Raw genomic sequence first — 14,047 nt, forward strand, 5'->3', positions numbered from 1 at the left:
GACCGAGGCGCGGTGACCCGTTCAGCGACCGAGGCGCCGTTCACGGGCCGCGTAGGCCCGGAGGGCCCGGAGGAAGTCGACGCGGCGGAAGTCCGGCCAGTAGGCCTCGCAGAAGTAGAACTCGCTGTGCGCGCTCTGCCACAGCAGGAATCCGCCGAGGCGCTGCTCGCCCGAGGTCCGGATGACCAGCTCGGGGTCGGGCTGACCCTTCGTGTAGAGGTGCTCGGCGATGTGCTCGACGTCGAAGGACTCGGCGAGCTCCTCGAGCGAGGTCCCGCTGCCGGCGTGCTCACGCAGGATCGAGCGCACGGCGTCGGCGATCTCACGTCGTCCGCCGTAGCCGACGGCGACGTTCACGTGCAGCCCGACCACGCCCGCGGTGCGGTCCTGGGCCACGAGCAGCACGTCGACCGCGCTCTGCGGCAGGAGCTCGAGCGCTCCCATCACCTGCAGGTGCCAGCGCCCGGTCGCGGCCAGGTCGCCGACCGCGTCCTGGATGATGCCGAGCAGCTCGGCGACCTCCTGGGGTGTACGGGAGAGGTTGTCGGTCGAGAGCATCCACAGGGTGACGACCTCGACCCCCACCTCCTCCGACCAGCCGAGCAGCTCATGGATCTTGTCGGCACCTCGACGATGGCCGGTCGACGCGGTGGCACCGAGGCTGCGTGCCCAGCGACGGTTGCCGTCGAGGATCACACCGATGTGACGCGGGACGGCCTCGCGCGGCAAGGACGCAGCGAGACGCCGCTCGTACAGGCCGTAGAGCGGGTGCGGCAGTCGCATCCAGCACTCCTCCGGCTTCGCGTGGGTCGGTCGTGGCTCCGCGCGGCCGTCGAGGCGACGACGGCGTGGCGTCGTCGTCACCGTACAGCCAGCGACGGTGGCGACGGTCGATCTCGGCCCGCAGATGGCTGCCGACCCACCCTCCGGTGGGCTAACCTACGCAAGCGTAAGTTGGCGCGGTGAGAGGAAGTCATGGGAACGGAAGCGTTCGCTGCAGCGGTCAAGCCCCGGCTCCGCGGCTGGATCCACGCCGGTACGGCACCCCTGGTCCTGGCTGCCGCGATCGTGCTCGTCGCGCTGGCCCCGACCACCGCGGGCAAGGCGTCCAACGCGATCTTCGGCCTGAGCGCGATCATGCTCTTCGGCCTGAGCGCGGTGTACCACCGAGGCACCTGGTCACCGAAGGTCGCCGGGGTGCTCCGCCGCCTGGACCACACGAACATCTTCCTGATCATCGCCGGCACGTACACGCCGCTCGCCGTCCTCCTGCTCGACTGGCCGACCAAGCGCAACCTGCTCGTCGTCGTCTGGGCCGGGGCGGCGCTCGGGACCCTCGCCCGGGTGTTCTGGCTCGGCGCACCACGCTGGGTCTACGTGCCGGTCTACGTCGCACTCGGCTCGGTCGCACTCGGGTTCCTGCCTGAGTTCTGGTCGTCCGGCGGCCCGGTGATCGTCTGGCTGATCATCGCGGGCGGCATCGCCTACATCGTCGGCGCCGTCGTCTACGGGACCAAGCGGCCCAACCCCAGCCCGCAGTGGTTCGGCTTCCACGAGATCTTCCACGTGCTGACCGTCGTGGGCTTCTGGTGCCACTACATCGCGGTCAGTATCGCCACGTACTCCGCGACCTGACCGGCACGCGACCTGACCGGCACGCGACCTGACCGGCACGCGACCCGACCGACCCGCGACCCGTCGGCGACCCGCCCCATGCACCACCGCCACGCCGGTGCGAGCCGACCGACCGCTGCGGCCCGGGCGGCGCTCAGGGGTGCGGCCTCAGGGGTGCGGCCACACCGTGTCGACCGGCCCGTCCAGCGGGACGACGCCGTACCGCCGGTTGGCGAGCGAGGGGTTGCGCTCGCGGACCGCCGCGACCCACGCCGGATCGAGCTCAGCCACCGCCGGTGACGGGCCGCTGCTCTCGGCCAGCACCTGGCCCAGCGGGTCGACGACCAGCGAGTCCCCCACGACGCCGGCGCCCTGCTGGGCCGCGCCGAGCACGTAGGCCGTGTTCTCGATCGCGCGGGCACGCAGCAGGGTGCGCCAGTGGTCGGCCTTGTGCTCGCCGGCCGCCCACGCGGCGGGCACGACGAGCACAGTCGCGCCGCCGTCGACCAGCCGGCGTGCCGACTCCGGGAACCGCAGGTCGTAGCAGGTCATCACACCGACGTGCAGATCCCCGACCGTCACGACGACCGGCGGGACGTCCGCCGGCCCCGCCTCGAGGCGGTCGGACTCGCGCCGCCCGAAGGCGTCGTACAGGTGCACCTTGCGGTACAGCCCGGCCAGACCGTCCGGGCCCACGACGACCACGGCGTTCACCGCGCGGTCCGCGCGGTTGCCCGGCAGCAGCGTCCCGGCCACCACGACCACCCCGGTGGACCGCGTGACGTCCTGCAGTGCGGTGACGAACGGACCGTCGACCGGCTCGGCATGGTCCGGGCCGGGGCCGCGCGGATCGAATCGTGCGGCGTACTCGGGCAGCACCACGAGGGACGCGCCGTCGTCGGCGGCACCACGGACGGCCGCGACGGCCAGCGCCCGGTTGCCTGCCGGATCGAGGCCGGTGGTCTGCGCCGCGACGTGGACGCGCACCGTCATGCCCCCGGCGCGTCGTGGCTGCCGGGCAGCGCGTCGGTCGGCAGGTCGTTGGTCGGCAGGTCGTTCGTCGGCAGGTCGTCGGTCGATGCCTCGCGTCGTGCCCGGTGCTCGACGCCTCGCAGCTTGGACGTCATCGAACGGAAGAGCGGGATGCAGGCGAGCACCACGGCGAAGATGACCAGGAAGCCGAGCACCCCGGGCGACACGTCCTCCGGGTCGACGCCTTCGCGCAGGGTCGGCTCGTCGGGGTCCGCCGCCGTGGTGGCCGTCCAGCCGGCGGCGAGGCCGTGCTCGGCGAGGCCGTGCTCAGCGACGTGCTCAAGGCTCCACCCGACGCCGTGCAGGCTGAGGGTGTCCAGCGCTGCCGCGCTCATCGGAAGTCCTCCGGGTGGATGCCGGCGAAGAGGTCGTCCTCCGGCAGGGTCACCGGGACCCGTGACTCCGCGAGCTCGAACTCCTCGACCGGCCAGACGTCGATCTCGAGCTCACGGGGGATCGCGAAGAAGAAGCCGTCGGGGTCGATCTGGGTGGCATGTGCCACGAGTGCGGCGTCCCGGGCGGGGAAGTACTCCGAACAGGCGATCCGGGTGGTCACCTCGCGTGCCGGGATCTCCCGCATGGCACGCGACGAGACCCAGTCACCGAACGGCGACTCGAGCCCGGCGGCCACGACCGCCTCGTGCACGGTCTGGATCCGGTGCAGCGAGAAGTCGTGGTTGTAGTAGAGCTTGAGCGGCGCCCACGGCTCGCCACGTCCGCGGTAGTGCTCCGCGGCGGCCGCAGCATGAAAGGCCTCGAACGCCACGTTGTGGCACATGATGTGGTCGGGGTGCGGGTAGCCCCCGGTCGGGTCATAGGTCGTGATCACGTGCGGACGGAAGCTGCGCACGAGCTCGACGAGCGGCGCGGCGGCCTCCTCGAGCGGCACCCGCGCGAAGCACCCCTCGGGCAGCGGCGGCAGCGGGTCGCCCTCCGGCAGACCCGAGTCGACGAAGCCCAGCCAGTGCTGGCGGACACCGAGGGCGTTCGCGGCCGCAGCCATCTCGGCCTGGCGGACCAGCGCCATCTCCGCCGGGGACCCGTGGGCACCGGCGTAGCGCGGGTTCAGGATGCTGCCGCGCTCGCCGCCCGTGCAGGTCACGACCAGGACGTCGACGCCCTCGGCCGCGTACCGCGCTGTGGTCGCCGCACCCTTGCTCGACTCGTCGTCGGGATGGGCATGCACGGCCATCAGGCGCAACCCGCTGCGCCGGCCCCTCGTCTGCAGGGTCTCGCCCACCGACATCCTCCTCGTGTCCGGCCCGATCCGGTCCTCGGGTGCAGTGCACCGCCCGGAACGCGCACCGTTCGACGCGCACCGGCGACAATGGTCTCGCACCCGGGGGCAGGGTCGCACTGTACGCACCCGGCCCGACACCGCACAGACCCGCGAGGAGCACCGATGAGCGCGCCGACGCCGACGAGTCCCCCGGCGGGCCGGTACGGACCCGAGCCGGACGCCGCTGTGCGACGACGTCGCGTCGTCCTGCTGTGGGCGCTCGGCGCCGGCGGACTGGCTCTCGCGGTGTGGCTGGGCATCGGCGTCGGCGACACGCCGGTCGCCTGGCAGGACGTCGGATTCACCCTGCACGGCGCCGAGCGGGTCGAGGTCGACTTCGACGTCATCCGCACCGACCCCGCGGTACCGGCCCGGTGCACGCTCCAGGCGCTCAACGAGCAGTACGCCCAGGTGGGCGTGCTCACGGTGGACGTCCCGCCGGGCACCGAACGCGTCGTCCGGTTGAGCAGCACCGTCGCGACGTCGGAGGCCGCGGTGACCGGGATCGTCGAGTCGTGCTGGGCGGCGGTGGACTGAGCCGTCCCGTCGGTCGTCGCGACGGGTGATCTCTCGGCTGACGGCGGGGTTGCGGCCATACCTGGCCGACCCTTTGCTATCCTGGTCGTTTCCACGCCGTGACGGCCGCCTCCCGACATGCCTCTGGCATGCTCAGCTGCGGCAGGGTCGGCACAGCGACGTGCCCCACCGGGCCGACGCACGCAGGCGTGACATCCCCTGGGACATCAGGTCCCACTGCACATCACGTCCCACTGCACTGCGCCGACCGGCCATCAGCAGGACGACGAGGAGCTCGGAAGGAGCGACCGTGACCGACACCACGACTGTCACCTGGCTGACCCAGGAGGCGCACGACCGCCTGAGCGCCGAGCTCGCCCACCTGACCGGTGTTGCGCGCGCGGAGATCACCGACAAGATCGATGACGCCCGTTCCGAGGGCGACCTCAAGGAGAACGGCGGCTACCACGCGGCCCGCGAGGAGCAGGCGAAGCAGGAGGCCCGCATCCGCCAGCTGCAGGAGCTGCTGCGCACCGCCGTGGTCGGCGAGGCCCCGCCGGACGACGGCGTGGTCGAGCCCGGCATGGTCGTGACCGCGACCGTCGGCGGGGACAAGATGGTCTTCCTGGTCGGCTCGCGCGAGGTCGGGGAGGGTACCGGGATGGACGTCTACAGCGACCGGTCACCCCTCGGCGCCGCGATCATCGGTCGCTCACGCGGCGAGGAGACGTCCTACACCGCGCCGAACGGCACCGAGATCGCGGTCGTCATCCACGACGCGACGCCTTTCCGGCTCTGATCACCGGCGCCCGGGGCGCCGAGGACCCTGCGCGACAGCCCGGCCGGGCGACCGGCCGGGCTGTCGTGCGCCTGGCGACGCCGTCGTGCACTGGCGACACGCCCAGCCGCTCAGCCCTCGATGACGCGGTAGCCGGCGTCGCGCAGGTGCGCGAGGACCTGCGCGCAGTGGGTCGGACCGCGCGTCTCGACCAGTACGCCGATCTCCACCTCGTCGACGTTCAGGTCGGTCCCGGTCCAGGTGTGGCCGACGTGCATCACGTTGCCGCCGGTGGCGGCGAGGGCGGCGAGCAGGGCCGCGAGCGCGCCGGGCCGGTCGTCGATCCGGACCCGCAGCTGCAGGTAGCGGCCCGCCGACGCGAGCCCGTGCCGCACCACCCGGAGCAGGACGATCGGGTCGATGTTGCCACCGGACAGGATCACGACGACGGGTGCGGCGACCGGCTCACCACCGGCGAGCAGCACCGCGACGCCGGCCGCCCCGGAGGGCTCGACCAGCATCTTGGCGCGCTCGGCGACCAGCAGCAGCGCGCGCGACAGGTCCTCCTCCGAGACCGTCCTGACCGGTACGTGGTGTGCGTGCAGCAGGCTGAACGGGACGTCACCCGGTCGCCCGACGGCGATGCCGTCGGCCATGGTGCTCATCGAGGCGACCGGGATCGGGTGGCCGGCGGCGAGGGATGCGGGGTATGCCGCGGCACCTGCGGCCTGCACCCCGATCACCTGGACCTCGGGGTGGTCGTCGCCGAGGGCCGCGACGACTCCCGCTGCCAGCCCACCACCACCGACCGGGACGATGATCGTGCGGACGTCCGGCACCTGGTCGAGGATCTCGAGGGCGATCGTGCCCTGACCCGCGACCACGTCGCGATGGTCGAACGGGTGGATGAGCACCGCTCCGGTGCGCTCGGCGTGCTCGCGCGCGGCGACCAGCGCCTCGTCGACGGTGGTGCCGACGTGCACGACCTGCGCCCCGTACTCCCGGGTCGCGGCGACCTTCGGCAGGGCCGCCCCCTGCGGCATGTACACCGTGGCCTGCAGGCCGAGCAGGCGCGCGGCGAGAGCGACGCCCTGAGCGTGATTGCCTGCGCTGGCCGCGACGACGCCGCGGGTCTTCTCCTCGGCGCTCAGCCGCGACATCCGGACGTAGGCGCCCCGGATCTTGAACGAGCCGGCGCGCTGCAGGTTCTCGCACTTGAGCAGGACCGGTCCGCCCGCGAGCGCGGACAGCGCCCGGCTGGTCTCGACCGGTGTGCGCAGCGCGACGCCCTCGAGCACGCGGGCCGCCGCCGCGACGTCGGCCGGGCCGACCGCTTCGGTGCGCACGGCCGGATCGGTGCTCACTGCTGGCCCGCAGGCGCGGCACCCGCCGGCTCGGCACCCGCCGGCTCGGCACCCGCCGGCTCGGCACCCGACGGCTCGGCACCCGACGTCGGCGGTTCGACCCGTCGGCCGTCGAGCTGTCGTAACCGGGCGAGGAGAGCCTCCGGAGCCAGACCGAGCGACGGGAACTTGTCGCGGCCGTGCAGGTAGAGCACGACGGTGTTGAGGGTCGCGACGAACGGCACGGCGAACAGGGCCCCGACGATGCCGGCCCCGAGCGACCCGGCCGCGACCGACAGCAGCACCGCCACCGGGTGCAGGGACACGGCATGACCGAGCAGGAGAGGCTGGAGCACGTGACTCTCGATCTGCTGCACGGCCAGGACGATCGCGAGCATGATCAGCGCCGAGACGCCGCCCTGGTCGACGAGTGCGACGAGCACCGCGATCGAACCGGTCGCGATCGCACCGACGAACGGGATGAACGACGCGAGGAAGACCAGGACACCGAGCGGCAGCGCGAGCGGGATGCCGAGGATCGCTGCCCCGACGCCGATGCCGACGGCGTCGATCAGGGCGACCAGGATCTGGATCCGGGTGAAGGCACCGAGCGTGACCACACCGCGGCGGGACGCCTCGTAAGCGCGCATCCGGACCGGGGCCGGCAGCAGGCGGATCAACCAGGCCCAGATCGTCGCGCCGTCCTTGAGGAAGAAGAGCAGGCAGAAGAGCGCGACGACCGTGCCGGCGAGCACGTGCCCGACCGTGGTCGTCACCGACAGCGCCCCGGTGAGCAGGGTGTCGCTGCTGCTGCTCAGCTGGCTCTCGGCCTGCTTGATGTAGGCGTCGATCTGAGCCCGGTCGAGACCGAGCGGGCTCGCGGCCAGGCCGCCGATGAGCTCCTCGAGGCCGGCGGCGGCCTGGCGCCAGAGCTCACCGAGGCCCCGGGCGATCTCCCGCCCGGCGACGGTGAGCAGACCCGAGACCACGGCCAGCAGGCCGATCACTGCTGCGGCCGAGGCCAGACCGCGACCGAAGCGGAGCCTGCGCTGCAGCAGCTCGACGAAGGGCGACAGGAGGACGGTCAGGAGCAGCGCGACGACCACCGGCACCCAGATGACCTTCGAGTACGCCATCACCACGACGACAGCGCCGATCGCCAGCGCGACGACCAGAACCCGCCAGGCCCACGCCGCCGCGACCTGGATCGACCGCGGGACGGCCTCGAGGACCGGAGCCGGCCCGCTCACGCGAGTGCCTGGCCGAGGTCGGCGACGAGATCAGCGACGTCCTCGATCCCGACCGAGAGCCGGACGAGGTCGTCGGGCACCTCGAGGGCCGAGCCGGCGACCGAGGCGTGCGTCATCCGGCCGGGGTGCTCGATGAGGGACTCCACACCGCCGAGGGACTCGGCGAGGGTGAACACCCGGGTGCGCGCGCACACGTCGAGGGCCTTCTCCACGCTCCCCACGCGGAACGCGACCATCCCGCCGAAGCCGCTCATCTGGCGGCTCGCGACCTCGTGACCGGGGTGCTCGGGCAGCCCCGGGTAGATCACCTGCGTCACGGCCGGGTGGTCGCGCAGGAACGTGGCGACCGTCAGGGCGTTCGAGCAGTGCCGGTCCATCCGGAGCGCGAGCGTCTTCAGCCCGCGCAGCGTCAGCCAGGAGTCGAAGGGCCCGGCAACGGCACCCGAGGAGTTCTGGTGGAAGCCGATCGCGTCGGCCAGCGACGTCGTACCGGTCGGTCCCATCAGTCCGACCGGCAGCTGGGCGCCGTCGGCCACGACCAGCGCGCCACCGACGACGTCGCTGTGCCCGCCGATGTACTTGGTGGTCGAGTGCACGACGACGTCAGCGCCCAGCGCGAGCGGTTGCTGGAGGTAGGGCGTACCGAACGTGTTGTCGACCGCGAGCACAGCACCGGCAGCGCGCGCGAGGGCGGACAGGGCGGCGATGTCAGCGATCCCGAGCAGCGGGTTCGTCGGCGTCTCGACCCACACGGCCTTCGTGCGGCCCTGGTCGATCGCCGCCGCGACGGCGTCGACGTCGCTCAGGTCCACCGCTGTGTGCTCGATCCCCCACGGACCGAAGACCCGCGCGATCAGGCGGTAGGTGCCGCCGTACGCGTCGTCGGGCACCACCACGTGATCACCCGGGCGCAGGGTCGCGCGCAGCAGGGTGTCCTCCGCAGCGAGACCCGAGGAGAACGCGAACCCGCGCGCGCCGCTCTCGACCGCCTCGAGCGCCTCCTCGAGGGCTGCTCGGGTGGGGTTGGCCGACCTCGAGTACTCGTAGCCGTTGCGCAGGCCACCGACGCCGTCCTGCTTGAACGTCGAGACCTGGTAGATCGGCGGCACGACGGCCCCGGTCGTCGGGTCCGGGTCCTGCCCGGCGTGGATGGCGCGGGTGGCGAAGCCGGCCCTGGTCCAGTCGTGGCGCGAGGGTTCGTCGGTGGTCACGGCCCCAGGCTAGATGGTCACCGCCGGGGAACACCCCCCGGTGGGGCGGTGTTGAGACGGCAGGACGGCAACGCCGAAGGAGGCATCGTGTTCGGATCTGCGCTGCGCACGACGATGGTCACACCCGAACGAGCCCTGCCGGGTCGGGTCGGGTACGCCTACCCGGTCCCCGCGACGCACGCCGTGCTGGGGACCCCGCTCGCCGGGCCATGGCCTGAGGGCACGGCGGTGATCCACCTCGCGCTCGGCTGCTTCTGGGGTGCGGAGAAGGAGCTGTGGCAGCTGCCGGGCGTCGTGACGACAGCGGCCGGCTACCAGGGCGGGTTCACGCCGTTCCCGACCTATGAGGAGACCTGCACGGGGTTGACCGGGCACACCGAGACGGTCCTGGTCGCCTACGACCCGGCGGTCCTGAGCCACACCGAGCTGCTGCGCACCTTCTGGACCCTGCACGACCCGACGCAGGGATTCCGGCAGGGCAACGACCGCGGCACCCAGTACCGATCGGCGATCTTCACGACGACGCCGGAGCAGGCCGAGGCCGCGGAGGCGACGCGCGACCTGTACTCGCCGGAGCTGCGCCGCAACGGCTACGGCGACATCACGACCGAGATCCGCCCGGTGGACCAGGCCGGACCGTTCTACTACGCGGAGGACCACCACCAGCAGTACCTGCACAAGGTGCCGAACGGGTACTGCCCGGTGCACTCGACCGGCGTGGCCTGCCCCCTGCCCTGAGCCGCAGGTGCGCCGAGGAACGGCCGAACGGCCGACGCACAGCGTGCCGCCGCGGGGATGACCCGCTCATCCTTGCGGCGTAGGTGATCGGCGCCGGGAGTTCCGACCTGCGGGGGTCCCTGCCGACCTCCAGGCTTCCTAGGTTCGACTCGTCAGCACACGACGAGGAGAAGACCATGATCGAGGCCACGGGCCTGACGAAGCGGTACGGGAAGAAGACAGCGGTCGACGGCATCACCTTCTCGGTCCAGCCGGGCAAGGTCACCGGCTTCCTCGGCCCCAACGGGGCCGGCAAGTCGACCACGATGCGTCTGGTCGTCGGGCTCGACCGCCCGACGGCCGGCACCGTGACGGTCAACGGCCGCCACTACGCCGAGCACCGGGCCCCGCTGCAGGAGGTCGGCACCCTGCTCGACGCCAAGGCGGTGCACACCGGCCGGACCGCCTACAGCCACCTGCTGGCGATGGCCGCGACGCACGGCATCGGCAAGGCGCGCGTGCAGGAGGTCATCGAGATGACCGGGCTGGAGTCGGTGGCACGCAAGCGGGTCGGCGGCTTCTCCCTCGGCATGGGCCAGCGGCTCGGCATCGCGTCGGCCCTGCTCGGTGACCCGCAGACGCTCATCCTCGACGAGCCGGTCAACGGCCTCGACCCCGAGGGGGTGCTCTGGGTGCGCAACCTGGTCCGCTACCTGGCCGGCCAGGGCCGCACGATCTTCCTGTCCTCGCACCTGATGAGCGAGATGGCACTGACCGCCGACCACATCATCGTCGTCGGTCGCGGCAAGGTGATCGCGGACGCCCCGGTCGGCGACATCGTCGCCCGCGCCGCGGGGACCACCGTCCGGGTGCGCTCGCCGCGGGTCGGCGCCCTCGAGCAGCTGATGCGCGGACCGGGCGTGACAGTCACGTCGGTCGAGCAGGGCCTGCTGGAGATCACCGGCAGCACGGCCACCCTGATCGGCGAGGCGGCGTCCGCTGCGGGCATCGTCCTGCACGAGCTCACCCCCGTCACCGGCTCCCTCGAGGACGCCTACATGCAGCTGACGGCGGAGGAGGTCGAGTACCACTCGACACCGCTGAACGGCGGCCCGACCGACCACGGAACGAACCCGACCACCGGCGCACCCGCGCTGCAGACCGAAGGTGCACTGCGATGACCACCATGACCGCCAACCCCACGATGGCCGTCGGCCGATCGAGCCGTGCGGCGCAGCACGTCACGTTCCCGCACGTGGTGACCTCGGAGTGGATCAAGTTCCGCTCCGTCCGGTCGACCGCCTGGACGCTGCCGATCACCGCGGTGCTCATGGTCGGGCTCGCCGTGCTCCAGGCCTGGGGAACCACCCAGCTGGAGCCCGCTGAGCTCTTCACCACGAGCGCCGCGTCGATCGTCACCGGTGGCTGGTTCCTGGCCCAGCTCGCCGTGTCCGTCCTCGGCATCCTGGCGATCACCGGCGAGTACGGCACCGGCATGATCCGGTCGACGTTCGCCGCCGTGCCGCGCCGACTGCCCGCCCTCTGGGCCAAGGCACTGATCCTGGCCGTCACCGTCGCGGTGGTCTCACTCGTCGCTGTCGCGTTGTCGTACGTCGCCGCCCTGCCGTTCCTCGACCAGCTCGGGCTGGAGCTCGACCTCGGCTCCGCCGGGGACCTGCGCCTGCTGCTCGGGGCGCCGCTGTACCTCGCGACGATCGCCGTGTTCGCCTTCGCGATCGGCTCGCTGGTCCGGCACTCGGCCGGCTCCCTGGCGATCGTGCTCGGTCTGCTGCTCGTGGTCGAGAACGTCTTCGCGGCGATCCCGCTGCGGTTCTTCGAGGTCGTCGCACCGTTCCTGCCGATGGGAGCCGGCAGCCGCCTCCTGTACGACGACGCCACCCTCGAGATGCTCGACGCCGCGGCGACCGGCGCGACGCTGACGCCGTGGCAGGGCTACGGCGTGCTCGTCGCCTGGGTCGTCGTGCTGCTCACCGCCGGTGCTGTCCTGCTGCGTCGGCGCGACGCCTGAGGATCACCGGAGGGGACGCCGGACCGGGACTGGCCGGTCCGGCGTCCCGGTGCGCCGCCGGGCCGCGGACGACGTCGCGGGAGCCCGGCGAGCCGGCCGAGACTCAGCTCCCGGCCCTCCGTGTGCCCGGCGACGGCCCCCTGGATGACAGGGTGGGCACATGACGTATGGTCCGGGCGACCCCCGCAGCACGGCGGCAGATGCCCTGCCCCGCGGGCTCCCCGGCGCTTCGGCGGGGCCGCTCGCCGCCGTCACGCTGCCCTTCACCGAGCTGAGCACGCGCAGGCTGGGCCCCGTCCGGCGCTTCTTCGTCCGGCGCCCGGTCGCGATGGACGTGCTGGTGATGGCGTGGTTCGTCCTGCCGACCCTGATCACCGCCCTGGTCAGTCCTGGCCTCGTCGTCCAGGAAACCGCACAGGACGACCCGGCGGACAGCCGCCGTCTGCTCGTGGTCCTGATCCTGATGCTCGTCGGCACCGCCGTGCTCTTCTGGCGGCGCAGACGGCCGGTCGCCGCCACCACCGCGATGGCCGTGCTGGCCATCATCTGCACTGCGGTCGTGGGCGGGGTCAACGACTTCGGGCTCGGCATCGCCCTGACGCTCTACGCCGTCGCGGCCTCCCGCCGGCCGGTGACGACCTGGGTCACCTTCGCCGCCACGATGACCGCAACCTCCGGTGCCGTGTGGCTGTGGACGACGTCCAGCGCCATGGTGACGGGGCTGACCGTGGCCGGGTCCCCCGCCGACACCTCCGCGGAGCCCGTCCCGGTGCTGCCCGACAGCCAGGTCCGCATCATGGAGATCGCCACCCTGCTGGTCCTCGCCCTGCTGGCCGTGGCGATCGGGACCAGCGTCCGCAACCGGCGGCTGCACGTCGCCGACCTCGTCGATCGCGCGAACGCGCTCGCGCGGGACCGCGACCAGCAGGACCAGATCGCACGAGCGGCCGAGCGTTCGCGGATCGCCCGGGAGATGCACGACGTCGTCGCGCACGGACTGTCGGTGATGATCGCCCTCGCCGACGGTGCCGGTGCGGCGCTCGAGAAGTCCCCGGACCGGTCGCGCGCCGCCCTCGACCAGCTCGCCGAGACCGGCCGCTCCGCGCTGGCCGACATGCGGCGGCTGCTCGGCGTCCTGCACGAGCCGGACGCGACCTTCGAGCCGCAGCCCGGCAGCACCGGCCTCGGGGACCTCGTCGAGCGCTTCCGCGCCGCCGGGCTGCCGGTCCGCACGACCGGCCTGGCCGAGCCGCTGCCGGCCGACGCCGGGCTCCAGCTCGCGGTCTACCGGGTCATCCAGGAGTCGCTGACCAACGCCCTGCGCTACGCGCCGGGCACCGGCCGGGTCGACGTCTCGATCCGCCGTGGCCCGTCCCGGATCGAGATCGAGGTCGTCGACGACGGGCCGACGGTGCCGGTACCGGAGTCCGGTGGCACCGGGCAGGGACTGATCGGCATGCGGGAGCGTGCCGCGGTGTACGGCGGCGCAGTCGAGGCAGGACCGGCGGGCGCCGGCTGGAGGGTGCACGCCGTGCTCCCGTGGCCCGAGGATGAGACATGACGACAGTGCTCCTGGTGGACGACCAGGCCCTGCTGCGGATGGGCTTCCGGCTCGTCCTGGAGGCCGAGCCGGACCTCGAGGTGGTCGGCGAGGCAGGCGACGGCCGGAGCGCGATCACCCAGGTCGCCGCGCTGCGGCCGGAGGTGGTCCTGATGGACGTGCGGATGCCGGGGATGAACGGGATCGAGGCCACCGGGCAGATCGTGGCCGCCCACCCCGGTACCCGGGTCCTGATCCTGACGACCTTCGACCTCGACGAGTACGCCTTCGCCGCGCTGCGGGCCGGGGCCAGTGGCTTCCTGCTCAAGGACGCCCGGCCGGCCGAGCTCGTCACCGCCATCCGCTCGATCGCCTCCGGTGACGCCGTGGTCTCACCCCGGGTGACGCGTCGGATGCTCGAGATGTTCGCCGGCAGTCTGCCGGCCACCGGCCGGACGCCCGCCGGCGGCATCGACCCCCGGCTCGCCGAGCTCACCCCACGTGAGCTCGAGGTGCTGCGGTGCATGGCCGAGGGACTGTCGAACGCGGAGATCGCCGAGCGGCTGTTCCTCTCCGAGGCGACGGTCAAGACGCACGTCGGGCGGATCCTGGCGAAGCTCGGCGTGCGCGACCGCGTCCAGGCGGTCGTGCTCTGCTACGAGACCGGACTCGTCGGGGGCTAGGACGTCGGCACGGTGTGGCGCAGGACGGGCAGCTCGGACCAGGCAACGCTCGGCG

15 protein-coding genes are annotated in these 14,047 nt (G+C 72.6%); 8 read left to right on the forward strand and 7 right to left on the reverse strand.

Annotation, left to right across the window (positions count from 1 at the left end; genetic code table 11):
* Positions 1-21 precede the first annotated feature (21 nt).
* A complete protein-coding gene (locus K415_RS0101660) occupies positions 22-783 on the reverse strand; it encodes an isoprenyl transferase (protein WP_024285378.1) in 762 nt (253 codons plus the stop codon).
* A gap of 192 nt (positions 784-975) precedes the next feature.
* Here K415_RS0101660 and K415_RS0101665 point away from each other — a divergent pair, with 192 nt between their 5' ends.
* Complete coding sequence (locus K415_RS0101665) at positions 976-1,635, forward strand: hemolysin III family protein (RefSeq protein ID WP_024285379.1); 660 nt, start codon at positions 976-978, stop codon at positions 1,633-1,635.
* 147 nt (positions 1,636-1,782) lie between these two features.
* Here the strand turns inward: K415_RS0101665 and K415_RS0101670 are convergent, their stop codons facing one another.
* Genes K415_RS0101670 through mca form a run of 3 tightly spaced genes read right to left on the reverse strand, consistent with a single transcriptional unit; the run spans position 1,783 to position 3,892 of the window.
* Positions 1,783-2,607, reverse strand: a complete 825-nt coding sequence (locus K415_RS0101670) for a carbon-nitrogen hydrolase family protein (RefSeq protein WP_024285380.1) — start codon at positions 2,605-2,607, stop codon at positions 1,783-1,785.
* Complete coding sequence (locus K415_RS0101675; RefSeq protein ID WP_024285381.1) at positions 2,604-2,981, reverse strand: hypothetical protein; 378 nt, start codon at positions 2,979-2,981, stop codon at positions 2,604-2,606. Before K415_RS0101675 ends, K415_RS0101670 begins: the two co-directional genes overlap by 4 nt.
* Positions 2,978-3,892, reverse strand: coding sequence for a mycothiol conjugate amidase Mca (mca, locus tag K415_RS0101680; protein ID WP_051480368.1), 915 nt, complete (start codon positions 3,890-3,892; stop codon positions 2,978-2,980). Before mca ends, K415_RS0101675 begins: the two co-directional genes overlap by 4 nt.
* Positions 3,893-4,048: 156 nt before the next feature.
* On the opposite strand from mca, the gene K415_RS23755 reads away from it, so the two are divergent.
* Positions 4,049-4,462, forward strand: a complete 414-nt coding sequence (locus K415_RS23755; RefSeq protein ID WP_024285383.1) for a DUF4307 domain-containing protein — start codon at positions 4,049-4,051, stop codon at positions 4,460-4,462.
* Positions 4,463-4,751: 289 nt separating this feature from the next.
* Positions 4,752-5,240 carry a transcription elongation factor GreA gene (greA, locus tag K415_RS0101695; RefSeq protein WP_024285384.1) on the forward strand — a complete coding sequence of 163 codons (489 nt, stop codon included), beginning with the start codon at positions 4,752-4,754 and terminating at the stop codon, positions 5,238-5,240.
* A gap of 110 nt (positions 5,241-5,350) precedes the next feature.
* On the opposite strand, the gene ilvA is transcribed toward greA, so the two are convergent.
* Genes ilvA through K415_RS0101710 form a run of 3 tightly spaced genes read right to left on the reverse strand, consistent with a single transcriptional unit; the run spans position 5,351 to position 9,023 of the window.
* Positions 5,351-6,565 carry a threonine ammonia-lyase gene (gene ilvA / locus K415_RS0101700; RefSeq protein ID WP_029662943.1) on the reverse strand — a complete coding sequence of 405 codons (1,215 nt, stop codon included), beginning with the start codon at positions 6,563-6,565 and terminating at the stop codon, positions 5,351-5,353.
* Positions 6,566-6,579: 14 nt separating this feature from the next.
* Positions 6,580-7,812 carry an AI-2E family transporter gene (locus K415_RS0101705; protein ID WP_024285386.1) on the reverse strand — a complete coding sequence of 411 codons (1,233 nt, stop codon included), beginning with the start codon at positions 7,810-7,812 and terminating at the stop codon, positions 6,580-6,582.
* Entirely contained in the window at positions 7,809-9,023 is a 1,215-nt protein-coding gene (locus K415_RS0101710; RefSeq protein WP_024285387.1) for a cystathionine gamma-synthase, read from the reverse strand. The genes K415_RS0101705 and K415_RS0101710 overlap by 4 nt, the downstream gene beginning before the upstream one ends.
* A gap of 114 nt (positions 9,024-9,137) precedes the next feature.
* Between K415_RS0101710 and msrA the strand changes: the two genes are divergently transcribed.
* From msrA to K415_RS0101735, 5 genes are all read left to right on the forward strand, one after another.
* A complete protein-coding gene (gene msrA, locus K415_RS0101715; RefSeq protein ID WP_051480732.1) occupies positions 9,138-9,761 on the forward strand; it encodes a peptide-methionine (S)-S-oxide reductase MsrA in 624 nt (207 codons plus the stop codon).
* Positions 9,762-9,937: 176 nt separating this feature from the next.
* A complete protein-coding gene (locus K415_RS0101720) occupies positions 9,938-10,921 on the forward strand; it encodes an ABC transporter ATP-binding protein (RefSeq protein WP_024285389.1) in 984 nt (327 codons plus the stop codon).
* The gene (locus tag K415_RS0101725; RefSeq protein WP_024285390.1) at positions 10,918-11,769 is read left to right on the forward strand and encodes an ABC transporter permease; all 852 of its coding nucleotides are present in this window, start codon (positions 10,918-10,920) and stop codon (positions 11,767-11,769) included. Before K415_RS0101720 ends, K415_RS0101725 begins: the two co-directional genes overlap by 4 nt.
* Before the next feature lie 160 nt (positions 11,770-11,929).
* Positions 11,930-13,330, forward strand: a complete 1,401-nt coding sequence (locus K415_RS0101730) for a sensor histidine kinase (RefSeq protein WP_024285391.1) — start codon at positions 11,930-11,932, stop codon at positions 13,328-13,330.
* Positions 13,327-13,992 (forward strand): response regulator transcription factor, encoded by a 666-nt coding sequence (locus K415_RS0101735; protein ID WP_024285392.1) that lies wholly within the window; start codon positions 13,327-13,329, stop codon positions 13,990-13,992. The genes K415_RS0101730 and K415_RS0101735 overlap by 4 nt, the downstream gene beginning before the upstream one ends.
* Positions 13,993-14,047: the final 55 nt, after the last annotated feature.

This window comes from Cellulomonas sp. KRMCY2 (assembly GCF_000526515.1).
Lineage (GTDB): Bacteria > Actinomycetota > Actinomycetes > Actinomycetales > Cellulomonadaceae > Actinotalea.